Annotated in this window: 28 protein-coding genes and 1 pseudogene; 6 read left to right on the forward strand and 23 right to left on the reverse strand. The window is 63.8% G+C overall.

Annotated elements, in window-relative coordinates; translation table 11 throughout:
- Positions 1 to 63: 63 nt before the first annotated feature.
- The 16 genes from KZZ07_RS06990 to KZZ07_RS28055 form a co-directional block, all read right to left on the reverse strand.
- Positions 64 to 987: an FAD:protein FMN transferase gene (locus KZZ07_RS06990; RefSeq protein WP_255564212.1), complete on the reverse strand. Its 924-nt coding sequence runs from the start codon at positions 985 to 987 to the stop codon at positions 64 to 66.
- A complete protein-coding gene (locus tag KZZ07_RS06995; RefSeq protein WP_219513127.1) occupies positions 984 to 1,514 on the reverse strand; it encodes a nitrous oxide reductase accessory protein NosL in 531 nt (176 codons plus the stop codon). The genes KZZ07_RS06990 and KZZ07_RS06995 overlap by 4 nt, the downstream gene beginning before the upstream one ends.
- Positions 1,511 to 2,338: an ABC transporter permease gene (locus KZZ07_RS07000; protein ID WP_219513128.1), complete on the reverse strand. Its 828-nt coding sequence runs from the start codon at positions 2,336 to 2,338 to the stop codon at positions 1,511 to 1,513. The genes KZZ07_RS06995 and KZZ07_RS07000 overlap by 4 nt, the downstream gene beginning before the upstream one ends.
- Positions 2,335 to 3,246: an ABC transporter ATP-binding protein gene (locus KZZ07_RS07005; protein ID WP_219513129.1), complete on the reverse strand. Its 912-nt coding sequence runs from the start codon at positions 3,244 to 3,246 to the stop codon at positions 2,335 to 2,337. The genes KZZ07_RS07000 and KZZ07_RS07005 overlap by 4 nt, the downstream gene beginning before the upstream one ends.
- Positions 3,243 to 4,496 (reverse strand): nitrous oxide reductase family maturation protein NosD, encoded by a 1,254-nt coding sequence (locus tag KZZ07_RS07010; RefSeq protein ID WP_219513130.1) that lies wholly within the window; start codon positions 4,494 to 4,496, stop codon positions 3,243 to 3,245. The genes KZZ07_RS07005 and KZZ07_RS07010 overlap by 4 nt, the downstream gene beginning before the upstream one ends.
- 14 nt (positions 4,497 to 4,510) lie before the next feature.
- Positions 4,511 to 6,409 (reverse strand): TAT-dependent nitrous-oxide reductase, encoded by a 1,899-nt coding sequence (gene nosZ / locus KZZ07_RS07015; protein WP_219513131.1) that lies wholly within the window; start codon positions 6,407 to 6,409, stop codon positions 4,511 to 4,513.
- 13 nt (positions 6,410 to 6,422) lie between these two features.
- Positions 6,423 to 8,603 (reverse strand): NosR/NirI family protein, encoded by a 2,181-nt coding sequence (locus KZZ07_RS07020; protein ID WP_219513132.1) that lies wholly within the window; start codon positions 8,601 to 8,603, stop codon positions 6,423 to 6,425.
- Between the two features lie 185 nt (positions 8,604 to 8,788).
- Positions 8,789 to 8,959, reverse strand: a complete 171-nt coding sequence (locus KZZ07_RS07025; RefSeq protein WP_219513133.1) for a twin-arginine translocase TatA/TatE family subunit — start codon at positions 8,957 to 8,959, stop codon at positions 8,789 to 8,791.
- A 142-nt stretch (positions 8,960 to 9,101) separates the two neighbouring features.
- Positions 9,102 to 9,782: a NapC/NirT family cytochrome c gene (locus tag KZZ07_RS07030; RefSeq protein ID WP_219513135.1), complete on the reverse strand. Its 681-nt coding sequence runs from the start codon at positions 9,780 to 9,782 to the stop codon at positions 9,102 to 9,104.
- A gap of 1 nt (position 9,783) precedes the next feature.
- A complete protein-coding gene (locus KZZ07_RS07035; protein ID WP_255564213.1) occupies positions 9,784 to 10,242 on the reverse strand; it encodes a nitrate reductase cytochrome c-type subunit in 459 nt (152 codons plus the stop codon).
- On the reverse strand, positions 10,242 to 12,749 hold the full coding sequence (gene napA / locus KZZ07_RS07040; protein ID WP_219513137.1) for a periplasmic nitrate reductase subunit alpha: 2,508 nt from the start codon (positions 12,747 to 12,749) through the stop codon (positions 10,242 to 10,244). The genes KZZ07_RS07035 and napA overlap by 1 nt, the downstream gene beginning before the upstream one ends.
- A complete protein-coding gene (locus KZZ07_RS07045) occupies positions 12,734 to 13,024 on the reverse strand; it encodes a chaperone NapD (RefSeq protein WP_219513139.1) in 291 nt (96 codons plus the stop codon). The genes napA and KZZ07_RS07045 overlap by 16 nt, the downstream gene beginning before the upstream one ends.
- Complete coding sequence (locus tag KZZ07_RS07050; protein WP_219513141.1) at positions 13,017 to 13,508, reverse strand: 4Fe-4S binding protein; 492 nt, start codon at positions 13,506 to 13,508, stop codon at positions 13,017 to 13,019. The genes KZZ07_RS07045 and KZZ07_RS07050 overlap by 8 nt, the downstream gene beginning before the upstream one ends.
- A gap of 4 nt (positions 13,509 to 13,512) precedes the next feature.
- Positions 13,513 to 13,704, reverse strand: a complete 192-nt coding sequence (napE, locus tag KZZ07_RS07055) for a periplasmic nitrate reductase, NapE protein (protein ID WP_219513142.1) — start codon at positions 13,702 to 13,704, stop codon at positions 13,513 to 13,515.
- 253 nt (positions 13,705 to 13,957) lie between these two features.
- On the reverse strand, positions 13,958 to 14,062 hold the full coding sequence (locus KZZ07_RS27635; RefSeq protein WP_255564214.1) for a DUF6522 family protein: 105 nt from the start codon (positions 14,060 to 14,062) through the stop codon (positions 13,958 to 13,960).
- Between the two features lie 13 nt (positions 14,063 to 14,075).
- Complete coding sequence (locus tag KZZ07_RS28055; protein ID WP_370631080.1) at positions 14,076 to 14,225, reverse strand: DUF6522 family protein; 150 nt, start codon at positions 14,223 to 14,225, stop codon at positions 14,076 to 14,078.
- 128 nt (positions 14,226 to 14,353) lie between these two features.
- On the opposite strand from KZZ07_RS28055, the gene KZZ07_RS07065 reads away from it, so the two are divergent.
- Entirely contained in the window at positions 14,354 to 14,809 is a 456-nt protein-coding gene (locus KZZ07_RS07065; RefSeq protein ID WP_255564215.1) for a group III truncated hemoglobin, read from the forward strand.
- 71 nt (positions 14,810 to 14,880) lie between these two features.
- On the opposite strand, the gene KZZ07_RS07070 is transcribed toward KZZ07_RS07065, so the two are convergent.
- Positions 14,881 to 15,585: a 5-formyltetrahydrofolate cyclo-ligase gene (locus tag KZZ07_RS07070; protein ID WP_219513143.1), complete on the reverse strand. Its 705-nt coding sequence runs from the start codon at positions 15,583 to 15,585 to the stop codon at positions 14,881 to 14,883.
- Positions 15,586 to 15,712: 127 nt separating this feature from the next.
- Between KZZ07_RS07070 and KZZ07_RS07075 the strand changes: the two genes are divergently transcribed.
- On the forward strand, positions 15,713 to 16,129 hold the full coding sequence (locus KZZ07_RS07075; protein ID WP_219513144.1) for an RrF2 family transcriptional regulator: 417 nt from the start codon (positions 15,713 to 15,715) through the stop codon (positions 16,127 to 16,129).
- 122 nt (positions 16,130 to 16,251) lie between these two features.
- Here KZZ07_RS07075 and KZZ07_RS07080 read toward each other — a convergent pair.
- The 3 genes and pseudogenes from KZZ07_RS07080 to KZZ07_RS07090 all read right to left on the reverse strand — a co-directional run.
- Positions 16,252 to 16,392 (reverse strand): annotated as a pseudogene (locus tag KZZ07_RS07080) (IS3 family transposase); the annotation flags it as partial.
- Between the two features lie 88 nt (positions 16,393 to 16,480).
- Positions 16,481 to 17,311, reverse strand: a complete 831-nt coding sequence (gene ygiD / locus KZZ07_RS07085) for a 4,5-DOPA-extradiol-dioxygenase (protein WP_219513145.1) — start codon at positions 17,309 to 17,311, stop codon at positions 16,481 to 16,483.
- Positions 17,312 to 17,432: 121 nt separating this feature from the next.
- Complete coding sequence (locus KZZ07_RS07090; protein ID WP_219513146.1) at positions 17,433 to 17,849, reverse strand: DoxX family protein; 417 nt, start codon at positions 17,847 to 17,849, stop codon at positions 17,433 to 17,435.
- Positions 17,850 to 17,995: 146 nt separating this feature from the next.
- On the opposite strand from KZZ07_RS07090, the gene KZZ07_RS07095 reads away from it, so the two are divergent.
- On the forward strand, positions 17,996 to 18,892 hold the full coding sequence (locus KZZ07_RS07095; protein ID WP_219513147.1) for a LysR family transcriptional regulator: 897 nt from the start codon (positions 17,996 to 17,998) through the stop codon (positions 18,890 to 18,892).
- Between the two features lie 40 nt (positions 18,893 to 18,932).
- Here KZZ07_RS07095 and KZZ07_RS07100 read toward each other — a convergent pair whose 3' ends face one another.
- Positions 18,933 to 19,790, reverse strand: coding sequence for an SDR family oxidoreductase (locus KZZ07_RS07100; protein WP_219513148.1), 858 nt, complete (start codon positions 19,788 to 19,790; stop codon positions 18,933 to 18,935).
- 110 nt (positions 19,791 to 19,900) lie between these two features.
- On the opposite strand from KZZ07_RS07100, the gene KZZ07_RS07105 reads away from it, so the two are divergent.
- A complete protein-coding gene (locus KZZ07_RS07105) occupies positions 19,901 to 20,290 on the forward strand; it encodes a winged helix-turn-helix transcriptional regulator (RefSeq protein ID WP_219513149.1) in 390 nt (129 codons plus the stop codon).
- Positions 20,291 to 20,423: 133 nt separating this feature from the next.
- Here KZZ07_RS07105 and KZZ07_RS07110 read toward each other — a convergent pair whose 3' ends face one another.
- Both KZZ07_RS07110 and KZZ07_RS07115 read right to left on the reverse strand, forming a co-directional pair.
- Complete coding sequence (locus tag KZZ07_RS07110) at positions 20,424 to 23,501, reverse strand: DUF4214 domain-containing protein (RefSeq protein WP_219513150.1); 3,078 nt, start codon at positions 23,499 to 23,501, stop codon at positions 20,424 to 20,426.
- A gap of 226 nt (positions 23,502 to 23,727) precedes the next feature.
- Positions 23,728 to 24,810: a LacI family DNA-binding transcriptional regulator gene (locus tag KZZ07_RS07115; protein ID WP_219513152.1), complete on the reverse strand. Its 1,083-nt coding sequence runs from the start codon at positions 24,808 to 24,810 to the stop codon at positions 23,728 to 23,730.
- Positions 24,811 to 25,033: 223 nt separating this feature from the next.
- On the opposite strand from KZZ07_RS07115, the gene KZZ07_RS07120 reads away from it, so the two are divergent.
- Entirely contained in the window at positions 25,034 to 25,774 is a 741-nt protein-coding gene (locus tag KZZ07_RS07120) for an ATP-binding cassette domain-containing protein (protein WP_219513154.1), read from the forward strand.
- Positions 25,771 to 26,826, forward strand: coding sequence for an ABC transporter permease (locus tag KZZ07_RS07125; RefSeq protein ID WP_219513157.1), 1,056 nt, complete (start codon positions 25,771 to 25,773; stop codon positions 26,824 to 26,826). Before KZZ07_RS07120 ends, KZZ07_RS07125 begins: the two co-directional genes overlap by 4 nt.
- The last annotated feature ends 31 nt before the right edge of the window (positions 26,827 to 26,857 follow it).

Genomic DNA, 26,857 nt, shown 5'->3' on the forward strand with positions numbered 1-26,857 from the left:
TGAATGCTGGTTGAGAAAAGGATAACAAAACCGTGAGGTGAGATCGTTGTGCAAACGCAACGTTCAGGCCAAGCGCCTTGCGTTTGACCAGATTTCAGCGCCCAGAGACCGCAGCGCCGACAGGTCGCCGTCGCTCATGACGACCGCAGCCGTCGACACCGCGTCAGCAATTGCGGCGCTTTCATGCAGAACCGTCACCGGGGCAATTCGCGGGGTGCCCTCTTCGCCCCGCGGATCGAAGATATGGCCCACACCGGCGCGGGTATCGACCAGCGTGCCCGAGGCGCTGGAGGTCGCTACGCTGCGGTCCGCCAAGCGGATCGTCCGGCCGCCCGGCGCGGACACGGGCCAGCCCTGCCCTTTGAAATCGCCAACGGCGCGGATCTCGCCCGCGTTCACCAGCACATCGTGCAAGCCCTCGCGCGACAGCAGCGCCGCGATCCTGTCCGTGGCGAAACCCTGCGCTATTCCGTTCAGGGTCAACCCGGCGCCGTTACCGTGCAGGCGCACGACGTTTGTCCCCAGCAACACCCGCTGGAACCCGATGCGGCGGCGCACCTCGTGGATGGCGTCGGGCGATGCGCACTGTCCCCGTGCCTGCGCTTCGGCGTGCAGCGCAAAAAGCGGTTGCACGGTCGGATCAAACGCGCCGCCCGAAAGCCTGTGGACACTCGCCGCAAGCGTGAGAAGTTGCAGCAATTCCGGCGGCGGATCGGGCAACACCTGATGGCGATTGAGGCGGGAAAGGGCGCTGTCGGATCGGTAAAGCGAAAACAGATCCTCCATCCGCGACAGCTCTGCCTCGACAGCGTGAAAAAGCGGCGTGGCCTCCGCCTGCGAGAGGCCCGCGATGGCAAGATCCGCACGCGCGCCAAGCGCATGGCCCCGCCAGGTCGCAACGCTGCGGCTGGCGGCGGACACCTGCGTGGCTGCACAGGCGGACGCGGCGACTGCGATGAAACGGCGTCTGGACAGGTTTGGCATCATTTCAATCCCTTTTGCATCGCGTGGTCCTGCGGGTCGGAGAAATCGGGCCGCACATAGGCGTCTGGCACGTCGGTCCAGGCCACGACATTGCCGCCGTTATCGGCGACGAAGGCCAGGGCGTCCTCGGTGTTGCCGAAAGGGATCGCCTCGGGGACGCCCATGCCGCCGGGCTGGCGGCTTTCGATCACCAGAAGCGCCGCCTCTGCAGGAATCCAGTTGCCTTCACCGGGGATGGCCCAGCTTTGCGCCCGGCTCATGTCCGAGACGAAAATGCCGGTAATCTCGGCCTCGCGTTCAGGATCATGGACATAGGCCACGGCGTCGGACACCTGGCTGAACCACAAGGGCGCTGTGTGACCCTTGAGATGCACCTGCGCCTTTGGCCCGGGATGATCCGCCACGAACATCTGGCAATAGTGGCCAAGCGCCTCGTCGGTCATTTCGGTCGGTGTGATCGCATCGGTGACGTCTTCCTTGCAGGCGGCAAGGGTCAGGGCGACGGTGAGGCAGATGGCGATGCGTTTCATGGAATGATCCTCTTGGTACGTTGAACGCCCAGGGCCAGCACCACGGCCAGCCAGCCCCCCAGTGCCACAAGCGCCGCAATGGGCGGAAAGGGAAGCGTGCGCGCCAGACCGTCGATCCCGGCGACTGGCGCCGTGTCGATCATGGCGAGGTTGTAGAGCCGGAAGGCGTCCGCCGGATTCGCGACGACGAGCCAGGGAAACACCTGCCCCGCAAAGACGCCCTCGCCCGCTGTCATGATGGCGCCAAGCAACGCGAGATCGTACAGCACGACCAGCAACAGCCATGTGCCGACAGCGGCGGCAGCAGCGCGCGCCGTGCGGCCCGTGAGCGCCGACAGCAAGAGCCCGATTCCCACGAAGACCGCGCCCAGCAGCACGGAGGTCGCGATCAGGCGCAGCCAGGCGACGATGCCGTCGATGCCGGTTCCCGCCAGCAGGCCCACCACCAGTCCCGCCAGACCAAAGGCCATCACGATGGCGAGGCCCACCGCCGCCGCCTGGGCCGCGAATTTCCCGACAAAGACCTCCCACCGGCGGACCGGCGTTGCCAGCGTCAGCGCCAGCGAGCCGCGCTCGACCTCGCCGGCGAGCGAGTCGTAGGACATCAGAAGGGCGATCAGCGGGATCAGGTAGACCGACAGCGTCGCAAGACTGGCGGCGGTCAGGGTCAGCACGTCAGCCTTGAGCGCCGCGCCCTGCCCGGCCCCGAACAGGCCAAGTGCCAGCGCGAAGAGCCCGAGCGCCCCGGTCGCCAGCATGACCCAGAGGTTCCGGCGGGCCTGGCGGAACTCCTGCGCGAAAACGGTTGCGATGCGGCTGTTCATGTCCGGTCCTCCGCCCTGTCCCGGCCAGAGAAGTGCCGGTAGATATCGTTGAGCCCCGGCGCAGCGACGTCGATGTCGCTCAGCGCCTGCCGATGCTGCCCAAGGCGGGCCAGCACCGAAAGCTTGGTGGCGGCGTCACAGTCGATTTCCAGCCGGCAGCCGTTGATGCGTCGCCCACCGAACGCCGCGTGCAGGTCATCCGCCGCGCCCGCATGGGCGGTGATCCGGATCGTGGTTGGCAAAGACGCGCGCGCCGCAAGCTGGGCAACCGTACCCTCGGCGCACAGACGTCCCTGGGCGAGGATGGCAACGCGGTCCGTTCGGTTCTGCACCTCTTCCAGGCTGTGCGACGACAGCAGGACGGCAGAGCCGCGGCCCGCCGCCTCGGCGATCACCTCGTAGAAATCTTCGCGCGACACCGGGTCGAGCCCGCTGGTCGGTTCGTCCAGCAGCAGCAGGCGGGGGGCGCCGATCAGCGCCTGCGCCAGCCCCAGTCGCTGCCGCATCCCCTTTGAATAGGCGCCAACGGCGCGGTCCGCCGCATCCGCCAGTCCGACCCGCGACAGCAGATCGGCCACGTCGCGCCGGGGCGCCCCGCGCAGTCCCGAGAAATAGTCCAGCACCTCGCGGCCCGTCAGGTTGCGCGGGAAGGACACGACCTCTGGCAGGTAGTTGACGGCGATGCGCGCAGGGTCGGTGCCCGGCGCGTGGCCCGTCACCGAAATATGCCCGGCCTGCGGCGCCAGGAACCCGAGGATCGCCTTGAAGAGCGTGGACTTGCCCGCGCCGTTGTGCCCGAGCAGCGCCAGCCGCTCACCGGCGCTGACCGCAAAGGATACGCCGTCCAGTGCCTTCAACCGACCGAAAGACAGGCTGACAGAGCTGATATCGAGAATGGGGGATGTCATGATCCCTCTCCTTCCGTGACGCCTGCGTCCCCCGGGGACGCCAGCGGAAAACTGTCGATCACGCCGCCGGGCAGCAGGTCCGGAAAGCGGGATTGAGACCATCGAATGAGCTGCATGGCTGGCGCGCCCATCAGCAGTTTCGCTGCCGGTTGCGACCAGATGAGCCGATCTATGCTGTCGTTGGGCCTGTAGGGGCTGTCGGCGATACCGTCGCCGTTCACGTCAAAAGCCGCGTGATCGGACCAGTAGTTGCCGACACCCGCGTCGGACCATTCCAGCCACCGCGTGCCCACATGTTTGACCTGCGTGCGGTTCCCTACAAAGGCGTTGCGCGTCAGGATGTTGCCCTGGCTTCCGGCGGTAAAGTGCACGCCGATCCCGCAGCCTTCGAAACGGTTGCGCTCAAAGCGGTTGTTGTTCGAATTGTAGATGAACAGGCACTTTTCGCCGCCGTTTCGCACCTCGTTGCCCAGCAGATGGGCGCGGTTGGCGAAATTCATGAAAAACCCGTGGTTCCTGTCACCGATCGACAGGTTGCGTGCCACAACCAGCCGGGTCGAATACATGAAGGCGAACCCCATGTCATTGCCGTGGCTGACGTTGTCCGTCACCTCGATCCGGTTGGCGTACATCGAGTGAAAGGCGAAGCGCAGATCGCTGAACCGGTTGCGCCGGTAGATGGCCTCGTTCGACGTGGTGATGAACACGCCATCGCGACCCTTGGTGATTGTATTTTCCTCGACCGTCAGGCCGGGGGCGTTCCAGACGTAGATACCGGGGCCCCGTTCGGCGACGCGCAAGTCGTTGCGCCCGGTGATCCGGTTGCCGCGGATCGTGGCGTCCTTTGCGCCATGCACGTCAACGCCGATCAGGTTGCCGTCCAGAGTGACGCCCGTGACCAGCGCCCGGTCGGCGCCCTTCAGCAGGCGTATGCCACTGTCCAGCCGGTCCAGCCGGGCGCCAGCGCCGGAGATGGTGACGCCGGAGATGGTGACATCCGGCGCCGTGACCGTGACGACGGTTCCCTTGCCCGGACTTTCGATCCGGGCAAGGGGGCCTGTCAGTTTGAGCGGGGTCTGGATCTGAACCGGTCCGGTGTAGGTGCCCTCGGAAAGCACCAGTTCATCGCCGGGCCGGGCCGCCGCGAGGGCCCGCGCCAGCGCATCCGGCCCGGGCCGCACCGCGACCTGTTCCGCAAGCGCTACAAGCGGAGCAAGGATCAGCATCAGTGCCAAAGCCGGAATGCGCATGGCGGACCCTCCTCTTACGCGACGGGTTTCACGAGCATCCGGCCGCGCATCTCCATGTGGAGCGCGTGGCAGAACCACTGGCAGTAGTACCAGTGCACGCCCGGTCGATCGGCGGTAAAGGTGACAGAGGCGGTGGCCTGCGGCCCGACCTCCATCGCCACCCCGTGATTGCCCAGGGTAAAGCCGTGGGTCAGGTCGTCCACGTCGTCCATGTTGGTGACGTAGATCGTCACCTCGTCGCCCTGGTTGACCTCGAAACTGTCGAGGCTGAACACCGGCGCGACCGAGTGCATGTAGACGCGCACCTTGTTGCCATCGCGGATCACGTCGGCCCCCCAGTCGAGGTCCACACCGTCCTTTTCGGCCTGGATGCGGGCCTCTTCCCACAACGGGTCGTTGCGGTCGTAGATCGACGCCGGGTTCACCTTGTCGGCGCGCACCATGATGCAGTCATGCGGCTCGGCGAAGGTCGGGCCATCGTGGACAAGCTCCATCCCGCCGCCCGAGATGTCGATCAGCTGGTCGTTCTCGGGCTTCAGCGGCCCGACGTTCAGGAACCGGTCTTTCGAGAACTTGTTGAGCGAGATCAGGTATTGCCCGTCCGCCTCCAGTGTCTCGCCCATCGTGGTGTGGTTGTGACCGGGCTGGTAATGCACGTCGATCTTTTTCAGGATCGGGTCCACGTCCTCGCCATTGAAGGCACGTACCGCATCTTCGATGTTCCACATGGCGACCTGGCTGTCGAGGAACAGCGTCGTGTAGGCATTGCCCTTGCCGTCGAACGCGGTGTGGAGCGGACCAAGGCCCAATTGCGGCTCGGCCGTAACGGCAGAGCGCGGCTCGGCCCCGTCGAAAACCGCCTGCAGCTTGGTCACGTCGATCACGGTGACGGTGGGCGACAGCTTGCCGTTGATGCACAGGTGCACCTTGTCGGGCGCCATATTGCAGCCGTGCGGGCTGTTGGAAACCGGGATATAGGCGGTGTATTTCGACCCGTGCCGCCCGTCGAGAACCTTGACGCCCTTGTATTCCTTGAAGTCCCCGGCCTTGATGCCCGCCTCGATCGCCGCGATGTTGAACACGACCACCCAGTCCTGTTCGTTTTCGGTCATCTCGGCCAGGGTCACGCCCTCTTCGGAGTTGTAAGAGGTCGAGAAAGCCCATTTGCCCTCGTAATCGGCATCGCAATTGTCGAGGTTGCCGTCGACGATGACCTGCCATGCGACCTCCATGCTGTCACCGTCGACGGCCGAGAAGATCGAGTGATACTGCGTCGGATCGTCGAGGATGGACCCATCGTTGGGCAGCGGAATCCGGTGCTCGCCATTGGCGAAGACATAGCCGGTGCGCGGGTATTTCTGCGGCCGAAGACCGTGGATGTCCGAGGTGTTCGGGATCTCGATGATCTTGTCGGTCTTCATGATGTCGCAGCGAATCCGCGCGACCCGGGTGTTCGCCTTGTCGTTGACGAAGATGTAGCGCCCGTCATAGGTGCCCTCGGTGAAGGACATGTGCGGGTGGTGCAGGTCGCCGTTGTCATAGGTGACACGGCCGCGCTTCGCCAGGAACTCCTTCGTTTCGGGCAGCAGGCCCTCGGTCAGGATCTTCAGGCTTTCGTTGGTCGACCCCCAGCCGGTGGCCGAGCAGCGGTTGAACACCGGGATCCGCACCAATTCGCGCATCGAGGGCACGCCCATGATGCGTACCTCGCCCGATTGGCCCGAGGACCAGAAGCCGTAATAGCTGTCGAGTTGGCCCGGCGCGATTTCCGGTGCCGTGCCTGCCGCATGCGCCTTGCGCGCCGAGGCCAGCAGGCCAAGGCCGCTTGACCCGGCGACGGTTGCCAGCGCGGCAACGCCTGCCGTGCTCTTGAACAAGCCCCTGCGGGAGACTCCCTTGGTTTCTTCGGTCATTGTCTTTCCTCCTTCATCTGGTTCTGGAAAGTTGGTTGGGATGGCCCAGGTTCGGGCGTTCGGCCTCATCGGCCGGTCGGTGCGCATCGAGCGCCGCCGCCGACGCGACGTCCTTTGCGCGCCGCTTGTCGAATTTGATGACAACCGGGCAGCGGTCGTGATCCTGGTAGAGCACCTGGCAGTTCAGGCAGGAGATGCACTCGTTCGGATTGATCTCGCCGGTCGGGTGGATCGCCTTGACCGGGCAGTCCGTGGCGCAAAGCTGACAGGGGTTGCCGCACTCCTTGTAGCGTTTCAGCCAGCGAAACATGTGAAGGCGCGCGGGGATCGCCAGCCCACCGCCCAGCGGGCAGACGTAGCGGCAATAGAACCGCTCGATGAACAGGCCCGGCAGCAGGAAGGCGATGGCGATCAGCACATAGGGCAACGGGCGCGCGAATTTCAGGATGATCGCGGTCTTGAAGGGTTCGACCTCGGCAAACCGTTCCGCCAGCTCCAGCGAATAGAGCGACAGGCCGAAGAGACCCAGGAAGATGATGTATTTCACCGCCCAGAGCCGTTCATGCAGGCCCCAGGGCAGCGTCACCTGCGGCACGCCCAGACGCCGGGCAAGCTTGTTGGACAATTCCTGCAACGCGCCAAAGGGGCAGAGCCAGCCGCAATAGGCCCCGCGTGCCCAGAACAGCAACGCAACCGCCACCGAGAACCACAGGATGAAGATCAGCGGGTCCATCAGGAAGGTGTCCCAGGAAAAGTTGCTGAACAGCGCGTTCACCACGGCAAGGATGTTGACCACAGAGAGCTGCGCGTTCGCGATCCAGCCGACAAAGACCAGCGTGAAGACCAGATAGGCATTGCGCAGCATGGCGAAGGTGCGCGCGTTTTTCGTGGCAAACCCCTGGAAGAAGAAGATGCCGGACAACAGCACCAGTGCAGTGCAAAGAACCACCACTTGCGTGCGCTTGGTCTGCCAGATTCGTTTCCACAGGGCGTCGCGCGCGTCGCCGTCCGTCGCTTCGGGCTGCGCCTGGACCGGAGCCGCGGCCACCGTGCGCGTATAGGCGTCCGGCAATTCGTAGCCCAGATCGTAGGTCAGAAAGACCTTGTCGATCGGCCCCACGGCCCGGCTGACCAGGAATTGCAGTCGGAATTGCGCGGCCGGGTCGAAACCGGCATCGGCGGGAATGATGAAAAGGTCCATCTCGGGCAGATCCGGCGCGCCCTCGGCCGCCGCGCGCACGATGCGGCTGTGGTTGCGGTCATGAAAGCGGACCGACATCTCGCCCTGGATCAGCTGGAACCGGTCGAAGATCCCGCCGCGCACATAGCCCGATCCCTTGAAGGACCACCGCCCCGCGCCGAAGACGGCGATCGCCTCGTCACCGGGGTTCAGCCGTTTCGACAGGTTTTCCCAGGCGGCATCGCCCAGCAGCGACCGCCCGATGGCCGGCTGGCTGACCAGCGCTGTCCAGACATCCACATGCGCATCGGTATCGGGTGCCGGTTCAGCGTTCTTTTCGGTGCGGGGATCGCCAAGTGCTGCGAAATCCGCATTGATCGTGGCAACATCCACTGTCAGGCGGCGCAGCGCACCGTTTCCGGCAAGGGTGGGCCAATCGGCGATCTCTCCGGCCTCGCGGTCGATCTCCCGGGTCGGACCGGAGGCTTTCGGGGCGGCGAACCCGTCGAGCCCCAAAGCGCGCGCGGCCTTGACCCCGGCCCGCAGGATGGAATCGTCGATCACCATGATCGTCACCGTCGCGCCCGAGACGATCTCAAGGTCGCCGCCGTCGCGCGGCCCGGAAACAGCATGCAGGTCGAACCCGGAATAGTGGCGGATCACGGCGCGAATCTTCTCTTCGGGGATCCCGACCAGCACGATCGGCTCGGAGTGCTTGAGCAGTTTTGCCCCCGTCAGGACGGCGTCGGGCGAGATGCCCGCGACGACATGGATCGGCTTGCCCGAGTAGCCCGTGGTGGGAACGAAGTCAGACGTCAGGAAGACCCAGCCGATCGTCTCGCCGTCACGCAGCGCGGGCGCCAGACCGTCTTCGCGCAGCGGCCCGAGCGCGGTGGCGCCGGGCACCACCTCGGACGCCTCGAAGTCGTTGAGGAATTTGCCGAGCAGCGGCTCGGCCGCCCCCTGCAGGGTCAGCCCCAGAAGAAAGACCAGCACAAGTGCAATCCGGGTCATCGTCGTTCGCATCGTTCCGTCTGCCCCTCAGGTCCGAATGTCATCGTTCGGAGGAGGAGTAGCGTTGGACGGCCCGGCCGAGTTTGCGATTGCACAACCTTCTTGGAAGAACCGCGTGGTCCCGGAACGAAAACGGGGTCCCGAAGGACCCCGTCGCATTCAAACGTTCTGCCGTCTGTGGCAGATCAGACGGTATTCGTGTCGTCGGCCTCCTGTCCGTCTTTCAGACCGCGACGATAGGCGGTCAGACCTTGTCCGAGCTCTCCCATGATCGACGCAATCCTGCCCCGTCCGAAGAGGACGAGAACAACGACAAGGATGAGTGCGAGTCCGGGCAGACCGATATTGTTCAGCATGGTGGGGGTCCTTATGGTATCCGGCGCAGGGGCCGGGCAGAGGAAGACTTTTCGTCCCGCTCGGGGAACGACCACCCGCTTGCCGGATCGCGCGGCGGGCGTCCTTGCGATCCGACAAACATCTGTTGGATCTCGAGCGCGATCATTGCTGCAACAGAAAGCTCTGGATCTCCTCGGCGTCGGCAGGCCCGGGCAGCTCCTCTCCACGCAGACCTTCCGGCACCGTCCAGCCCGGCTCGATGCCTGTCATGTCCGGCAATTGGTGGGCGATGCCCTTATGGCAGTCGATGCAGGTTCGTTCACCGGACAGCAGGTACTGGGTATGGATATCGGCGGCGCGCGGGGACTGCCGGCTGAGGTCCATCGCCACCTCCGAATGGCAATTGCGGCATTCCAGGCTGTCGTTTGCCTTCAGCCGTGACCATTCGCGTTTGGCCATGACCAGCCTGTGTTCCAGGAATTTCTCCCGCGTGTTGATGGTGCCAAAGACCTTGCCCCAGACCTCCTTGGAGGCTTGCATCTTGCGCGCGATCTTGTCGGTCCATTCATGCGGAACATGGCAGTCCGGGCAACCTGCCCGCACCCCGGACCGATTCGAAAAATGAACCGTGTGCGACAGCTCTTCATAGACGTTGTCGCGCATCTCGTGGCACGAGACGCAAAAATCCTCGGTGTTTGTGTACTCCAGCGCCGTGTTGAACCCGCCCCAGAAGACCACGCCGCCGATGAACCCGCCAAGGGTCAGAAAGCCCAGGCCAAGCGTCGCCGCCGGTGTCCACAGCGCGTTCCAGAACCAGCGGAAAGGTGTCAGTAGCCAGCGCATGTCACTCGCTCTCCGGACCGGTCGCACCCATATCGGCCATGTCGGTGAAGGTGTTCCTGACAAGCGGGGCGGTATCGGCCTGCGGCACATGGCACTGGGTGCAGAAATAGCGCCGGGGCGACACGTCGGCCAGCATTTGCCCCTCGCGGGTCATGTAATGGGTGATCGAGATCATCGGCGCGCCCGAGCCCTGGACATGCTCGCGCTTGTGGCAGGTCATGCAGCGGTTGGCGTTGACCGAAAGCTGATAGCCCTCGATCGAATGCGGGATGATCGGCGGCTGTTCCGGGTAGGCGCGCATCTGGCGCACGTCATCGGTGACGTAGCGTTCAAGCGGCTCGGCAGGCACCGGCTTCATCGGATCGGGCGAGGGTCCGGACAGTTCGGGGACGCCTTGGGCAATGGCGAAGGTTGCAGCCAGGCAGGTGGCGAAAACGGCGGCAAATCGAAGCTGTCCCATCACACTGCCTCCACGCGCACCGCGCATTTCTTGAAGTCGGTCTGCTTCGAGATCGGGTCGGTCGCGTCCAGCGTCACCGTATTGATGAGCTGGCTGGCATCGAACCACGGGACAAAGATGACCCCGGGCGGCATCCGGTTGCGCCCGCGCGTCTCGACCCGGCTGCGGATCTCGCCCCGGCGCGACACAACGCGCACCTCCATGCCCTGATTGAGGCCCCTATTGCGCGCGTCAATCGCGTTCATGAAGACCTTTGCCCCCGGGAAGGCCTTGTAGAGTTCCGGCACCCGCATGGTCATGGATCCGGAATGCCAATGTTCCAGCACCCGACCGGTCACCAGCCACATGTCGAACGCGTCATCGGGGCTTTCGGCGGGCGGCTCGTAGGGCACCGCCAGGATCACCGCGCGTCCGTCGGGCTTGCCGTAGAATTCCACCCCCGCACCGGGCGTCACGTAAGGATCGTGGCCTTCGCGAAACCGCCATTTGGTTTCTTCACCGTCGACCACGGGCCAGCGCAGCCCGCGCACCTCGTCGCTTTGGTAGGTGTCATAAGGGGCAAGGTCGTGACCGTGACCACGCCCAAAGCTGGCGTATTCCTCGAACAGCCCCTTCTGGATGTAGAACCCGAAGTCGCGGGCCTCGTGGTTCTCGTAATCCTCGCGCAGCTCTTCCAGCGGATAGGCGTCGACCTGCCCGTTGGCATAGCAGACGTCGAACAGCGTCTTGCCCTTGTACTCGGGATGGGCGTCGAGGATCTCGGCCGGCCAGACTTCGTCGGTGGTGAAGCGTTTCGAGAATTCCGCCAGCTGCCACAGGTCCGAGCGCGACTCGCCCGGTGCGTCGACCAGTTGGTGCCAGGCATGGGTGCGGCGTTCGGCATTGCCGTAGACACCCTCCTTTTCCACCCACATCGCCGCAGGCAGGATGATGTCGGCGGCCATCGCCGTGACCGTGGGATAGGCGTCGGACACGACGATCATGTTGTCCGGGTTGCGGTAGCCCTGGTAGGTTTCGTTCTTCGAATTCGGCGCGGCCTGCAGGTTGTTGTTCACCTGCACCCAGTAGAAATTGAGCACGCCATCCTTCAGCATCCTGTCCTGAAGCACCGCGTGAAACCCCGGCTTGGTGTTCAGCAGCCCATGCGGCAGTTTCCAGATCTCCTCGGCATGTTTCACATGCTCGGGGTTCGTCACCACCATGTCGGCGGGCAGACGATGGGCAAAGGTGCCGACCTCGCGCGCGGTGCCGCACGCCGAGGGCTGGCCGGTCAACGAGAAAGGCGAATTGCCCGGCTCGGAGATCTTCCCGGTCAACAGGTGAATGTTATAGACCATCTGGTTTGCCCAGACGCCCCGGACGTGCTGGTTAAAGCCCATGGTCCAGAGCGACATCACCTTGGTGTCCGGATCGGCGTAAAGCTCGGCCAATTCCTCGAGGAACCCGGGCTCGACCCCCGACAACTCGCTGACGTACTCCAGGGTGTAGGTCGAGACATGCTCCTTGAACGCCTCGAAGGTGCTGTCCTCCATCAGGCCGGGATTGCCCGCGCCGCTTGCCGCCATCTCCAGATCGTGCTCGGGGCGCAGGCCATAACCGATGTCGGTCGCGCCTGTCTTGAAGGTGGTGTGTTTGCTGACGAAGTCCTCGTTCACCCGGCCCGTCTGGATGATATGGTTGGCGATATAGTTCAGGATCGCCAGGTCGGTGCCCGGCTTGAATACCATCGGGATATCGGCAAGGTCCATCGAGCGATGCGTGAAGGTCGACAGCACCGCGCATTTCACCCCCGGCGTCCCCAAACGGCGGTCCGCCAGCCGGGTCCAGAGGATCGGGTGCATCTCGGCCATGTTCGACCCCCACAGCACGAAGGCGTCGGCGTGTTCGAAGTCGTCGTAACAGCCCATCGGCTCGTCGATGCCGAAACTGCGCATGAAGGCCGCGGCGGCCGAGGCCATGCAGTGCCGCGCGTTGGGGTCCAGGTTGTTCGACCGAAAGCCCGCCCGCATCAGCTTGGTCGCGGCGTAGCCTTCCAGCACCGTCCACTGGCCCGAGCCGAACATGCCGATGCTTTCCGGCCCTTTCTCGGCCAGCACCTGCTTGACCCGCGCGGCCATGACGTCAAAGGCCTCGTCCCAGCTGACCGGCTCGAATTCGCCGTTCTTGTCGAACGCGCCATTCGACTTGCGCATCAACGGCGTGGTCAGGCGGTCCTCGCCATACATGATCTTGGACAGGAAATAGCCCTTCACGCAGTTCAGGCCCCGGTTGACCTCGTGCTGCATGTCGCCATGCGTGGCCACGACCTTGCCTTCCTTGACACCGACCATGACGCCGCAACCGGTGCCGCAGAACCGGCAGGGCGCCTTGGACCACTTGATCTTCAGCGCATCGACCCCGCCGGGCACCGGCTGCGCCAGGGCGTCCTGCGGAATGCCGGCGGCAGTGGCGGCCAGTGCGGCAGCCTGTGCTTTCAGAAGCTCGCGTCGGGTCACGTCGAGTGGCATGGGGGCTCCTTCCTCTCTTTGGGCGTCTCGTCGGGGTCTTCGGCGTGCTCAAAGACCATGTTGGCCACCAGAACGCCGGGCATCAGGTTGATCTCGGTCAGGCGGTCGCCGAGTTGGCCAGTGCTGGTTCCCTCGATCGTGATGATCAGGCGCGTGGCGTCGCCGCCATGCACCTCGACCCCGCTCAGGGCCTCGACCCGGGATCGCACCGCGTCGCAGTCGCCCGGGGCGACATTCACCACGGCCGAGGACATGTGCCAACGCGCGTCAGTCATTCCGGGTCTCCTTCTCAATGGCGCGGATTGCCTTGGCGGGACAGGCTGATGAACAGGCCGCGCAGCCGGTGCAGGCTGCCGCATCGAGTATCGGCAAAAAGGGCGCGCCGATCCTGGGCTGCATCGAGATCGCCTCTTCCGGGCACACATCCCGGCAGGTCATGCAGGTGATGCCCGCGTGAACAAAACAGTCCCCGGTGATCTCCATCACATGCGCCATGCGGAACGGCGGGGTGAACACCTCTTCGGGGCAAACCTCGGCGCATTTTCCGCAGAAATTGCATTCACCGGCGTCCGGATCCAGCGCGACGCCATCCGGTGCCACCAGCAGGACCGTCTCGGGGCAAGCCTCGACACAGATCCCGCAGCCTGTGCAGGCCGCCAAGGTGTGCCGCGACACCCCCGGCGGGCGGGCGCGAAACGGCGCCGCGGAGGGGGTGCCCTTCAACAGATCGCGACGGGATATCCGGTCACGCGCCGACACGGGCTTAATGTCCCGGCGGCCCGGGCGGGCCAGCGATCAGCTGATACATCCAGATCAGAAAGCCATAGCCGCCGACGACCCCAATGGCCACCACGGGCCAGACGCCGAACGCCAGGATCAGAAAGTGCGCCAACTCTCTGCGCCGACCCGCCCCTTGGGGTGCCGGGTCCGGTTCGGTGGCCTGTCGATGAGACAATGCATCCTCCCCTCGCCTTCAATCGAACAGATCGGTTTTTCACGATCAGAACACTCATTCGTTAGCACACTCTTAGCGAGATTTTCAACTGATGCGCTGTCGGCAAGGCAGAGATTCGCACATTTATTGGGCGAAATATGAAACCCTCAGCGCCCCGAAAGGAGGCCCGTTAAAAGCTGCGCGGAAGACGACCAGCCTTTTCGATGGTTTTTCGCCGCCCACCCGGCACCCTTCCCGGCCAGACCTGTCAAAGTCATCCAGCCGCTCGCGATTTCGCCGGAAAGCTACTGCGGGACAGGACGTTTCCGTCGCTGTCGACGACAAGCCGGAAGGCCCGGCCATCGCGAAGAAAGGTCATCCGCCAGCGCCCTTCATCCGCTCCTTGTTCCGGTTTCACACCGGCTGGTGATCCGGCCGGCGCGCATGTCCTCGCGTACACGCTCCGCCGGGATGCGGAACGCCTGCGCAATGACGGCGGCCTCAATAACAATGCCGTCTTCGGATATCGATACATCCCCCACGGTCTTCCCCTCTTTTGCTGCGGCGTTTCACCGGAGCGTGCACAGCCGGTCGCCGACATATTAATTGGCATTTACAATACCAATTAAGGCATCTACCCCTTGGCTGCAATGCCAAGGAGAGAGAGGCCATGATGACCGAGGCACAAAAAATCGCGCCGCCCATCCCCTCCCGCAGGCCCGAACTGACGGCCGAGATCCAAGCCAGAACCGGACTGGACGAGACCGTTATTCGCAACCTCGTCCACTGCTTCTACGGCAAGGTTCAAGAGGACCCGATCCTTGGGCCGATCTTTGCGAAACGCATCGTGGACTGGGCGCCGCATCTGGAACGAATGACGGCATTCTGGTCGTCTGTTGCGCTGATGACCGGACGCTACCACGGCGCCCCGGTGCCACAGCATGAAGGGCTGCCGATCCAGTGGGCGCATTTCGAAAGATGGCTGGAACTGTTCCGCCAGACAGCACATGACGTCTGCGATCCCGCGGGCGCCGATCACGTCATCGAACGCGCCGAGCGTATCGCCCGTTCGCTGAACATCGCTGTTCAGGATGCGCGCGCGCCCGAGGTGCCGACACTGAGGTGAGACCTAAAGCCTAGCCTGCCCCATTGACGTCACGCCTGTCCCAGCGCCGTTCACCAAGGCTGCTCTCGGACCTATCGTTTCGCCTCGAAAACGGCGCCCTGTTCGGTCAGGATCACGTCCATCGGAATGTCATGCGGCTGCGGGAATATCGTCGAGAGCCGCGCCGAAGCAAGGCCGATGCCGATGCTGAACGGGCGCGGCGACAGATCCGCCAAAGTCCGGTCAAAATAGCCGCCACCATACCCAAGACGAAAGCCTTCGCCGTCCCAGCCCACCAAAGGCGCAAGCACGATGTCCGGATGAACGGCGGGCGCGTCCTCCGGCGGAACAGGGATGTTCCAGTGCCCGCGCTCCATGCGCGTTTCCGGTGTCCACACCCGAAAGACAAGCGGCGCAGCCCTTGTCTCGACCACGGGCAGCGCAACCCTTGTCCCGTCCGCGATGAGGTCTGACATCAGGGGCCGCAAATCCGGCTCATCCTTGATCGGCCAGTAGAAGGCGACGGTTCGGACAGAGCCTTCGAAGGCTCGTCGGTCAAGGACGTTCCCGAGGGCGGCCATCAAGGCGGTCGCCACGGTCTGCCGCTGGTGGGATGTCAGGGTCTTGCGGGCATCGCGAAGGGCCTTGCGCTCTGACTGCCTCCAACGGGCAACGTCTCGCGCCTGTTCGGGGTCCACGGCCATTGGGTCAAAATACTGCGGATCGACCTCATCCGCCATGCATGGGGACGACGAGCCCCCGCCGGGACGCCGTGAGGCTTCAAAATCGCTTGTCATGGGTGTCCTCCGCACTGCTTTAACCCGGACATGCCCGGAATTTGCAGCCGTGCCGCGCCTGGGCTGTTCCGTTTTATGGCTACGCCCGCTAATAGACCCTGTAAATACCAATTCATGCGGAGGGCCGATGCGGCTTACGTCCTTTACCGACTACGGTTTGCGAATGCTGATGCGGATGGCAAGCGCCCCGGACCGCGCCTTTTCCACGGCGGATCTGGCGCAGGAATTCCAGCTATCGCGAAACCATCTGACCAAGATCATGCAAACCCTCGGCAAGGGAGGTCTGGTGCAGACCCGCCGGGGTGGCGGTGGTGGGGCGACGCTGGCGCGCTCTCCGGCAGAGATCCGCCTCGGCGACGTGGTGCTGATGCTCGAACAGGGGCAGGCTCTGGTCGACTGCTTCCAATCCGGCGGCGGTGATTGCACGATTGACGGCAGCTGCCGCCTGAAAGCGCGGCTTCGCGTGGCCGAAATGTCCTTTGTCGAGACCTTGAACCGGTCGACCCTGGCCGACATCGCGCTGCCCGCGCCCGAAGTCGTCTGAGTTCTGCCATAACGGCAGACCATCTTGCCTTATCCCGGTCGAGGTTGCAGCCAGACGGTCGTCCGTCACCGCAACAGTGGCTCTCTGCGTCGCGGTGATCCTGCCCCCTGCTGTCCGCTCATTCACAACGATAGTCCGCAGGTTGGATTTGGGTATTCGGGGTCTCCCTCTATCGCAAGCGCGCCGGGCGCGAAGCCCTCGATTTGCTCAGGCCTTCTGCGCGCTTGCTGCGGTGTCTGGTTGCCGAGCGACAAGTGTGGCTTGGTCTTGTCGCGGAATTAGATGGACCGCCGCGCAGCGCTGGCACGGCTGCCAGTCCGAGGCCCATTTGCCACCACTGCGCACCGGCCCCTATCCTGCGTGGAACACGAATGACCGCATCGAGACCGAGGCGAGGTCGATGGCATCCGTCATGAAAGTCAGCTCGTCGCGCGCATCCGAAGCGCCGGCGACGGTCAGCGCGGGCAGGTAGTGATCGACCGAGGGGTGGGCCATCTTTAACAGGGTCCCCAGTCCCGCACGGTCAGCCAGCGCGGTGAAGTCCCGTTCCGTCAGCTTGTCGGCAAAGAGTTGGTCGAACTCCAGCGCGAAGTCATGCGGGGCGGCGTTCTTGCCCCATTCGATGGCGCGCAGATTATGAACCACGTTGCCGGAGCCCAGGATCAGCACACCCCGGTCGCGCAGCGCCGAAAGAGTCTTCCCGATCTCCAGCTGGTGGTCGAGACCTCGGCTCATGTCGATGGAGACCTGGAAGACCGGCACATCCGCGCCGGGATAGAGGAACTTCAGCACGGTCCAGGCGCCGTGGTCCAACCCCCAGGTGTCATCTTCCTCGGCGTGGTGGCTGGCCAGCAGGCTGACCACCTCGCGCGCAAGATCGGGGTCCCCCGGTGCCGGGTACTGCTGGGCATAGAGTGCCTCGGGGAAGCCGTAGAAATCGTGAATCGTCTTCGGCATGGCCGAAACGTCGACCAGTGTCGTGCCCCGGGTCATCCAATGGGCCGAGACGACGAGGATCGCCTTCGGGCGCGGCAGCGACTTGCCCAGTTCCTTCCAGGCAAGGCTGTAGGCCGTGTCTTCGATGGCGTTCATCGGACTGCCGTGACCGAGAAAGACCAGCGGCATCCGGTCAGACGGCGACAAGCTGTTTTTCAGGTCGTCTAGCGTGCGCGTGGCGGGCATATCCTTGGCCTTTCATCGTTTGGTTGCGGCGACGCGCCCGGCCGTGTGACCGGGCGCGTCATACGGGGAGTTTGACCCGATGTGCTGGATGTGACGCCAGCGTTTCAGTCAGTGAACCGCTTCAGGCAAACTGCCCGAGAGAGCGTTGCAGCGCCGGAATGCGCAGGGCAAAGGCGCCCGCCCCCAGAAGGGCCACCGCCAGTTGTGCGACGGTCCAGAACAGCGGGAATTCCCAGCCGCCGCCTTCACCAGAGAATAGCCAGCCGTTGCCGACATGCACCCAGGTCGCGCCCAGCAGGACGGGGATAAGCGCCAGCGACACCAGCCGCACCGCGACACCCAGGATCAGCGCCAGGCCTCCAGCCAGTTCGGCGGCAATGGTCAGGTAGGCCAGAAAGCCCGGCAGGCCGAGGCTTTCGAAATAGCCGACGGTGCCCGCGATGGTGAAGACGTTCACCTTGAGCAGCCCGTGGGCCAGGAAAAGAACACCGCTGGAAACGCGCAGCAGCGTGGCGGCATAGTCGGTCGACGTGGTCATATCATATCTCCATTCATGCGCCCTGCCCCGTGGTAAGGCTGTTGGGGCGGGTTGTTGCTCTGACCGCTACCTAGGCCTTGCGGCTTTCCCATGAAATGGCGACATTGTGGAATGACTATCCCCAAAATGTTCCGAATGGGTGGCGCATGGACGTTGTCGACGAAATCAGGGCCTTCGTGGCCACGGCCAAGACCGGCTCATTCACCGCCGCCGCCGATCAGTTGGGGGTCTCGAACCGGCTGACGTCGAAGTATGTCGCGGAGCTGGAAAGCCGGTTGGGTGTGCGGCTGCTGCAACGCACCACCCGCAAGGTCGGGCTGACACCCGCCGGCGAAGACCTGCTGGCCCGCGCGCCTGCGCTGCTGGATGACCTGGACGATCTGCTGGCCGAAGTGTCTGAAGGGTCACGCGGGTTCACCGGGCTGATCCGGATCTCGGCCCCTGTGACCTTCGGTGAGATCTATGTCGCCGGTCTCCTGTCGCGCTTTGCCGAGGGAAATTCCGGGCTGAGCTTTGACCTGCGCCTGCGCGACGACTTTGTCGATCTGGCCAGCGAGGGGATCGACCTGGCCTTTCGCATCGGGCGGCCCGGCATGCTATCCCTCAAGTCCCGCAAACTGGGTGAGATCCATTCTGTCGCGGCGGCAAGCCCGGACTACCTCGCCCGGCATGGCACGCCCGAGACGCTGGAAGACCTGCGTCAGCACGCCTGCATCCTGGACACCAACCGCCGCGCCCCGCGTCGTTGGGTATTCCGCCCCAATGGCGTCGAAGAGGTGGTCGAGGTGCAAGGCCGGTTCCAGGTGAACTCCGCCAGCGCGGCGGTGCAACTGGCGGCGGAGGGGCTGGGCGTCTGCTATGGGCCGCGGTTTGCCTTGCGTGCGGCGCTGGACGCCGGTCGTCTGGTGCCGGTCCTGCAGCGAACCCCGGGCGAAACCGTCCCCGTCAGCGCGATCTACCTCGAAGGCCGGGCCCTGCCGCGCAAGATCCGGGCTTTGATCGACTTTGCCGCCGAGGATATACGCCTCAACGGCAATCTGTGAACTCCGGGATGGCGACAGACCATCCCGGGTTCGCCAGGGCCTAGCCCAGCACGGTCTTGAGGGTATCGCGCATCGGTGTCGTCGGACGCCCGATCAGGCGCGACAGGTCGCGGCTTTGGGTGGTCAACGCGCCGGTCGCGGCCCGCGCGTCGCTGTCGGCCAGGATCGCGGCAAAGCCTTCGGGCAGACCCGCGCCCACAAGGGCAGCAGCATAGCTTGCCTCGTCGAGGTCCACATAGGCCACCGGCTTGTTCGCCACCTCGCTCAGGAGCGCCGCATAATCGGACAGGTCGAAGTCCGTGTCGCCGCCAAGTTCATAGGTCTTGCCCTCGTGTCCCTCTTGGGCCAGCACAATTGCCGCCGCCTCTGCGAAATCCTGCCGCGACGCAGTGGCAAACCGCCCCTCGCTTGCGGCGCCGAAATGCTGACCCATCTCCACCGCCTGCGGCGCAGTCCCGGCGATGTTCTCGGAGTACCAGCCGTTGCGCAGGATCGCATGGGGCAAACCGCTGTCCCGCAGCGCCGCCTCGGTCGCGACATGTTCCTCTGCAAGCGCCATGCCGCCGCTGTCGGCGTTCAGGATCGAGGTATAGGCCACGAACCCCACACCCGCAGATTTGGCCGCCGCCAGCACGTTGCGATGCTGGTCCGCGCGTTTGCCGACCTCCGAAGAGGAAATCAGCAAAAGCCGGTCCACCCCGTCGAATGCCGTGCGCAGGCTGTCGAGATCCTCGTAGTCGCCGTGCCGAGTGGCGATGCCGCTGGTCTGAAACCCCTCGCGGGCTGCGTCGGAGCGTACCAGCGCGATGATGTCCTGCGCAGGGACAAGGCTGCGCAGGTGATCCACCACGCGTTGGCCCAGTTGCCCCGATGCGCCGGTAACAAGGTAAGTCGTCATTGTCGTTCCTTTCAGGTCTCGAATCGAATACTGGTCCCAATTAGAGACTTAATAGCCGACGCGTAAGGAGGCAGGTTTTTGGAACAAGGTCACAAAAAGGGAACTTGCCCATGCCCCCGGTGAGCGCGCAGAAACTGCAGGACTGGAAGGACCAGGGGTTCGAACCGGGCAATTGCCCCGTGCGTCAGGTCCTCGACCACGTGTCGGCCAAGTGGCCCGTCCTGATCCTGCTGGAACTTGGCCGAAAACCCATGCGGTTCAACGAGTTGCTGCGCGCCTTGCCCGACATCTCCAAGCGGATGCTGACCCAGTCCCTGCGCAATCTCGAACGGGATGGCATCCTGCGCCGCGAGGTCTTCGACACCAAGCCGCCCAGCGTGACCTACAGTCTGTCAGAGCTCGGAGAGGGGTTTCTGCCGCACCTTCTGGCACTGGTGGACTGGGCCGAAAACGGCATGCCCAATATCGTTGCCGCGCGGCAGCGGTTCGACGCGGTGTGACAGGTTTCCGGGACGATCCCGGCCTTGTCCGGCTTGATCCGCCGACACGTCCCATGCCGAGATCGGGCCAAGGCGCTGAACGAAAAAGTGCCGCGCAGATGCGCGGCACTTCAGGTTTTTCAGATGGGGACCCTCAGACCAGGATCATGTCATCTGTGATCTCGCCCAAGGCGGTGTGCATGAAGACGATCGTTTCACCCTGGTCGGTGAACACCACGTCGTCGCCCACCTGGCTCATGTTGGCTTGGACCTCTGCCGCGCTGCCATAGCCGAAGCCCACGAATTCCATCACGTCCCAAGCTTCGACACCGACCACCTGATCGCTGCCGGTTTCGGTCGCGTCGAACTGGAAGGTATCGGAGAGGACGCCGCCGAACAGCAGGTCGTCGTCCGCACCGCCAACCAGCAGGTCGTCCTGGCCCAGCGACCGCATGTGGGCCAGCAGGTCGTCCGCCTGCGCATTGACCGCGCCCGCGCCCTTGGCAAGGATCGAGATCACCTGCGGACGGGTCATGGTGCCCGCGTCCAGCTGCGCCGGCCAGAGGCTCAGCGCCACCGGGTCGGCGCCCCGCTCCAGCAAGGTCTGGTAGACCAGCTCGACGAACTCGACATTCGTGGTTCCGCCGTAGAGCGCAGTTGCCGCGTCCGAGGTAAAGAGCTCTGTCGCCACCTCCAACATCGTTGCGCCCTCGGCCAGGTCCATCGTCAGCGATTCAATGACCGTTGCAGAGGGTTCCTCGCCTGTGACCCCGACGAAGAGGCGGTAGGCCTCGTCCGTGTAGTCCTGCTGATAGCCCGCCTGCGAGTACTCCAGCGCCACCGGGCTGGTCTTGGCAATCGCCTCGGGGCTGTCCGCGAAGAAGGCCATGACGTCCGCACGGGTCCAGGTGCCGCCGTCCAGCAAGGCAACCCATCCCGCCAGACCGCCATCCGGTGCGCGATCCAGTCCATTTTCGTACATGGCGGTCACGAACTCGGTGTTGGTCAGCGCGCTGTAGGTCGAAATGCCTTCTGCCGAGTTGAGGAAGGCCTGCGCCATGTCCGTGAGGTCGAGTGTTCCGGCAACGACGGCCGTGGTCCAGCCAAAGTGGCCGGGACGATCCGGCAGGCGGTCGAAGGCGGTCTGATACATGCGGAACACTTGGTCGGCCGCCGCGTCAAAGACGGGATCCACCGGCTCTGCCAGCAATTCGTCATCGCCGGCACCGCCCAGAAGGTCATCCTCGCCCCCCTGGCCCAGGATGGTGTCGTTGCCTTCCATGCCGTCGATGACATTGTCACCCGGCGTTCCGACCAGCAGGTCGTCGCCGCTGGTGCCGTCCACCGGTACATCCGGCGTGCGGTTGATCAACAGGAAGTCCTCGATGGTCAGTTCCTCGGTGACGCCCGCCAGAACCGCGATGCGGTTGCCGTCGATCGAGATTTCGAGGTTCCCGCCCACGACTGTCTGGGTGATCTTGGAGTCGAAGTTGACGTCGTTCACGCCCAAGTCGATCAGGCCGATCACGTCCTCGCCATCGATGAAGTCGTTGATCGTGCTGGTGGCGAAGATGGTGTTGCCGTCCTTGCCGTAGGACAGGACAAAAAGGTCTTCGCCATCGCCGCCGGTGAAGGTGTTGCCACCCTGCCCCACGAGGTAATCCGCCTCGGCGGTGCCATTGATTGCGACGGCCTCGTCGTTGATCTGGATTTCCTCGTATTCCATCAGCAGCGTGGTGTCATAGAGCGTCGCCGGCTTGATGTCGCCCTTGATGTAAAAGGCCACGTCGAAGCCGTCGGTCATGTTCACGCCGTTTGCCGTGACCAGGCCCGAGTTGTTCTGCCAGCCGGCGCTGATCGACAGCGGCGAAACGGGAAGCCCCCAATCGAGCAGGTTGATGACGGTCGTGTCATCCTCGCCCACTTCGTACTTCACTTCGTCGCTGGTGATCGGCAGCGGATCGCTGGGATCGATCGGGATCACCACACCGGGCAGGTCCTGGCCGTACTTGTCGGTCTGCAGACGCCAGCGCGGGCCAGAGATATATTCTCCGTTGGTATCGAACGACGCCTCGAAGGGTTCGCGATCCATCGTGGTGTACCAGGCGTTGGTATAGCCCTCGAGCAGGTCCTCGGAGCCAAGCCCGCCTGCCACCAGAGCCGAAGCCGCCGCCTGTTGGGCCAGCCATTCGTCCTTGAGGATCGTGCCCGCCGGGTACAGTGTGCCGTCACCGGCGTAGTAGTCGTCTGTTGTCACCCAGACCTCGCGCGGGCCGTTGCCGTCGAGGTTGTAGTCCGAGATGATCGTGTAGGTCGGCAGCGTGCCGATTGCGGCCTCGTTCTCGAAGTCCTCCGGGCGGATCTGGTCGTTGGGGTTGTTGGTGATCGTGTGGTTGGTCACCAGTTCCGCGGCCGTCACCTTGTAAAGCGGGCGCAGTCCGGTGTCCGGATCGGTGTCGCTCCACTCGTCCGGCAGGTCCATCGTCGCCTCCAGGCGGACGTCGTTCGGACGCTTGACCGTGTTGCCCCAGCGGTACAACAGCTTGCCATCGTCCTTGAGCGTCACCGAGTAGTCGTCGCCATAGGCAATGTCGTATTCGATGGTGGATTCGTTGGGGTTGAGCAGGTCGCGGATGTCCAGGACGCCATCATCGTTGCGGTCGGTCACGCCATAGGTCGCCGGATCGGCCAGCACATCGGCCACGTACTGCCCGTCCCATGCCGGGTTCTGGCTGAGCAGGATCAGATTGTCATCCAATTGATAGACCGCGTCGGGATCGTCCGGGAACATCTGGTCGGACAGGATGTTCTGCATGACCGAGTAATGCTCGGTCGAGGCCTTGACCGTGTTGAAGCCCAGGCCGGAAAGCCAGGTGCCCAGCACCGCAGGGGTGCGGAAAGTGTCGGTCGGCGCGTCAGAAACCACGAGACCCAGTTGTTCACCCGCCGGGCCGGTCAGGTCGCCGACCCAGCCTTCGGCATAGTCGTAGTCGCGGATCTTTTGCTCGGCGCCGACAAAGTCGGTGACATAGAACCCGAATTCGCTGTCGACGGGGTACAGCATGACCCCTTCCTTGGTGACCATCGGCGCCGCCGTGAAGTCCACGATCGGCGCCTCGCCGGGCAGGATGTCGGCCTGTGTCAGGCCGTCGAAAGTGCCGGTAATGTCATCGGTGCTGAATACATGAGTAGTGGTATACGTCGGGTTGGTGATGGTCGGGGTGTCGGCCATAATTGAACTCTCTTCCGGAGGGGTGGCAGGGCGGGAACAATCGGAACATATTCCACGAGTTACATATTGTCCTCTTACGATATATCGTCAGTTCTTCGGAAAGAGTCTTGATTTAGGTCAAAGAACGGCAAAAAATGCATGTTTTTGCGCAACACCTTTGGCCATGAGGCGCGTAAACGCATGCATCGCAACCAAAAAATCAAAAAAACGAAACAACCGAAACCGATCAAACGCTGCAATTGAACCGGGTGTGCAGCATGATCTGTGAGGGCGCGGGCTCGCTCTCGACGCCATTGAGGGAATCGGAGATCCAGCGCGCGGCCTGGGTCAGTTCCGCCTGGAAGTCATGGGCCACCACGAAATCCATCGTCCCCGCCTTCAAGAGCCGCTGCGTGACCGGCGTCAACTCGTGCCCGACGAACAGCGTCGCGGGGGCCTCGCCAGTCACATCCAGGGCCTGTGCCACGCCGCGATTGGCGCCGGCCACGTTGTAGATCGCCGGCGGCACACCGTTGGCTTCGAAGTGACTGACCAGCTGGCTGCGCATGGTCTCCGGGCGTTCGTCCGTGAACAGCCGCTCCTCGATCCGCAGGTGGGGAAAGCGCGCGCGCAACACCCGGCGAAAGCCCATTTCGCGTTCTTTCTGGCAGCGGTAGGCGACGCTCATGATCAGCAGGATCTGACCCGGCGCACGCGGCATAGCCCGCCCGATGACCTGGGCGGCGACGGCGCCGGCCTCTGACTGGTCATTGCCGACATAGGCGCTGCGGCGCGAACTGGGCAGGTCCGTGGTCAGGCAGACCACCGGCTTGCCCAGGCGGCGCAACTGGCGGATCGCGCTGTTGATGGCCGGGTGCTCGCGGGCGACGACGATGCTGGCGTCCGCTGTCCTGCCCCGGTCCAGCAGGTCGGCTGCAAAGACATTCGCATCCAGGTCATTCGGCACGGCGTAGGTGCTGGTCAGGGTAATGCCGGGCTGCTTGCGGTGCAGCCTTTGCACCGCGGTTTCAATTGCCTCGTTGAAGCTTTCGCCGGACTCGCAGTGCAGGGCGATGCGCAGCGCAGGCGTGTTCAGCCGTTCCAGCCGCAGCTTGTCAAAGGCCGCGCGCACGCGCTCGCGGGTCTTTTCCCGGACGCCGGGGCGGTTGTTCAGGACACGGTCGACGGTGGCGATGCCCACCCCCGAAACCTCGGCGACCTCCTGGATCGTCGGCCCCTTCCAGGTCCCCTTCGTGTCCTCGCGCGTAATGTCCCGACCTCCTATCCAAGCACGGCCTACCCCGCACAGGCCATTCTTGATGGTTTTCACATCATTTTTTGCCTGTCTAGAGGGTTTGAGCTTTAGCGGTAACTGGGCATACTCCCGTACACAAACGGGAGGATGCCGCCGCAAAGGCGGCACATACGCACAGACATCGACGCGCCCTGACGGGCGGCGCCTGCCGGGTCGGTTTTCCCCTTCCCGGACAAGGACTTGCCCGCCAGCTTTGATGGCGGTCCGAAAGTCGTGCGGACAAGGGAGGAAGCTGAGCATGAGCCTGATGGAGCTCAGACAGGTCACCAAGAGTTTCGGCGCCATCCACGCGTTGAACGGGGTCGATCTGAGCATTGCCCCCGGCGAGGCAATCGGCCTTATGGGCGACAACGGGGCCGGGAAATCCACGCTGATGAAGATCATCGCGGGGAACTTTCCCCCGACGACCGGAGAGATCCGCATCGACGGCAGCCCGGTGCACTTCCACAAACCCATCGATGCACGCGAAAACGGGATCGAGATCGTCTACCAGGACCTCGCGCTTTGCGACAACCTGACGGCGGCGGCAAACGTCTTTCTGGGGCGTGAGATCAAGTCCGGCGTCTGGCCGTTCCGCAGCCTCAACTACAACGCCATGTACCAAAAGGCCGGAGAGCTGTTTTCCGAGCTGAAATCGGAAACCCGCCCCCGCGACCTGGTCAAACAGATGTCCGGCGGCCAGCGGCAGGCGGTCGCCATCGCGCGCACACGGCTCAGCGATCCGAAACTGGTGCTGATGGACGAACCCACGGCCGCCATTTCCGTCCGCCAGGTTGCAGAGGTCCTGAACCTTATCAAGCGGCTGAAATCCACCGGCCACGCGGTGATCCTTGTCAGCCACCGGATGCCCGACGTTTTCGAGGTCTGCGACCGGGTAGCCGTCCTGCGTCGTGGCACCAAGGTGGCCGACAAGCGCATCGACGACACCAGCCCCGAGGAAGTCACCGGCCTCATCATCGGAGCAATCGAGGCAGCATGACCGACAGTACCCAGACCCCGCAAGACGCCCATGACAAGACCGCGCAAACGCCGGTCGATCACGCCGCAATCGACGACAGCATCACGTCGCGGCGCGAGGTGTCGAGCATCGGCGCCATCATCCGCACCCAGCCTTTCTGGGTCTTCGTGGCGATCATGGCGATCGGTTTCGTCATGACCTTCGTCTCTGACGCCTTCCTGACCGAACGCAACATGTTCAACATCACCCGCAACATGGCCTTTTTCGGCATCATGGCCCTGGGCATGTCGGCGGTGATCTGCACCGCCGGCATCGACCTGTCTGTCGGCTCTTTGCTAGGGCTCTGCGGGATCAACCTCGCACTGGTGCTGAATGCCGGCTGGAGCGTCGAGATCGGCTTTATCGCCTGTATCGGCACCGCCGCGCTGGTGGGGTTCATCAACGGCGTTCTGATCGCCTACGTGCGGCTTGCGCCCTTTGTGGTCACGCTGGGGATGCTGGCGATGGCGCGGTCCATCGCGATGGTGATTTCCAACAACAAGATGGTTTACGAGTTCGGCCCCGACCAGGACACCTTTGAATGGATCGGCGGTGGCAGCCTTGGCGGTGTGCCCAATGTCGTCTGGGTTTTGACCGTCATGACGCTGTTCTTTCTCTGGGTCTGGCGGTTTTCCGAATGGGGCCGCTGGGTCATCGCCATCGGTGGCAACGCCCATGCGGCGAAACTCTCGGGCATCCCGGTCGAACGCGTGATCGTCTCTGTCTACATGGTCTGCTCGATCTGCACCGGCATCGCGGCCTTCATGTTCATCGGCTACACGGGCTCTGCCACCAACGGCATGGGCGCCACCTATGAACTGAACGTCATCGCGGCCACGGTGATCGGCGGCGCCAACCTGATGGGCGGCATCGTCTACGCGCTTGGCGCGCCCATCGGCGCCGCCTTGGTCGAACTGATCCGGAACTCGCTGCTGCTCGCCGGAATCCCGGCGCTCTGGCAGCAATTCTTTGTCGGCCTGTTCCTCATTCTTGCAGTCCTGCTGGAACAGCTCCGCAATCGAGGGGGCAAATAAGCCCCACACTTCATGAAACTCAGGGAGGAGA

It is taken from the genome of Mameliella sp. CS4, from assembly GCF_019392335.1.
Classification (GTDB): Bacteria; Pseudomonadota; Alphaproteobacteria; order Rhodobacterales; family Rhodobacteraceae; genus Antarctobacter.

Coding starts and splice junctions, on each gene's coding strand:
- KZZ07_RS07110 (WP_219513150.1), bottom strand. CDS start 23,501: ATGGCCGACACCCCGACCATCACCAACCCGACGTATACCACTACTCAT.
- KZZ07_RS27635 (WP_255564214.1), bottom strand. CDS start 14,062: ATGACCTTTCTTCGCGATGGCCGGGCCTTCCGGCTTGTCGTCGACAGC.
- KZZ07_RS07030 (WP_219513135.1), bottom strand. CDS start 9,782: ATGCGCTGGCTACTGACACCTTTCCGCTGGTTCTGGAACGCGCTGTGG.
- KZZ07_RS07010 (WP_219513130.1), bottom strand. CDS start 4,496: ATGCGCATTCCGGCTTTGGCACTGATGCTGATCCTTGCTCCGCTTGTA.
- KZZ07_RS07035 (WP_255564213.1), bottom strand. CDS start 10,242: ATGGGACAGCTTCGATTTGCCGCCGTTTTCGCCACCTGCCTGGCTGCA.
- KZZ07_RS06990 (WP_255564212.1), bottom strand. CDS start 987: ATGATGCCAAACCTGTCCAGACGCCGTTTCATCGCAGTCGCCGCGTCC.
- KZZ07_RS07095 (WP_219513147.1), top strand. CDS start 17,996: ATGGACGTTGTCGACGAAATCAGGGCCTTCGTGGCCACGGCCAAGACC.
- KZZ07_RS07020 (WP_219513132.1), bottom strand. CDS start 8,603: ATGACCCGGATTGCACTTGTGCTGGTCTTTCTTCTGGGGCTGACCCTG.
- KZZ07_RS07070 (WP_219513143.1), bottom strand. CDS start 15,585: ATGACAAGCGATTTTGAAGCCTCACGGCGTCCCGGCGGGGGCTCGTCG.
- KZZ07_RS07100 (WP_219513148.1), bottom strand. CDS start 19,790: ATGACGACTTACCTTGTTACCGGCGCATCGGGGCAACTGGGCCAACGC.
- KZZ07_RS07025 (WP_219513133.1), bottom strand. CDS start 8,959: ATGCTGAACAATATCGGTCTGCCCGGACTCGCACTCATCCTTGTCGTT.
- KZZ07_RS07075 (WP_219513144.1), top strand. CDS start 15,713: ATGCGGCTTACGTCCTTTACCGACTACGGTTTGCGAATGCTGATGCGG.
- KZZ07_RS07090 (WP_219513146.1), bottom strand. CDS start 17,849: ATGACCACGTCGACCGACTATGCCGCCACGCTGCTGCGCGTTTCCAGC.
- KZZ07_RS07125 (WP_219513157.1), top strand. CDS start 25,771: ATGACCGACAGTACCCAGACCCCGCAAGACGCCCATGACAAGACCGCG.
- KZZ07_RS06995 (WP_219513127.1), bottom strand. CDS start 1,514: ATGAAACGCATCGCCATCTGCCTCACCGTCGCCCTGACCCTTGCCGCC.
- KZZ07_RS07045 (WP_219513139.1), bottom strand. CDS start 13,024: ATGACTGACGCGCGTTGGCACATGTCCTCGGCCGTGGTGAATGTCGCC.
- napA (WP_219513137.1), bottom strand. CDS start 12,749: ATGCCACTCGACGTGACCCGACGCGAGCTTCTGAAAGCACAGGCTGCC.
- nosZ (WP_219513131.1), bottom strand. CDS start 6,409: ATGACCGAAGAAACCAAGGGAGTCTCCCGCAGGGGCTTGTTCAAGAGC.
- KZZ07_RS07105 (WP_219513149.1), top strand. CDS start 19,901: ATGCCCCCGGTGAGCGCGCAGAAACTGCAGGACTGGAAGGACCAGGGG.
- KZZ07_RS07120 (WP_219513154.1), top strand. CDS start 25,034: ATGAGCCTGATGGAGCTCAGACAGGTCACCAAGAGTTTCGGCGCCATC.
- KZZ07_RS07005 (WP_219513129.1), bottom strand. CDS start 3,246: ATGACATCCCCCATTCTCGATATCAGCTCTGTCAGCCTGTCTTTCGGT.
- ygiD (WP_219513145.1), bottom strand. CDS start 17,311: ATGCCCGCCACGCGCACGCTAGACGACCTGAAAAACAGCTTGTCGCCG.
- KZZ07_RS07065 (WP_255564215.1), top strand. CDS start 14,354: ATGATGACCGAGGCACAAAAAATCGCGCCGCCCATCCCCTCCCGCAGG.
- KZZ07_RS07000 (WP_219513128.1), bottom strand. CDS start 2,338: ATGAACAGCCGCATCGCAACCGTTTTCGCGCAGGAGTTCCGCCAGGCC.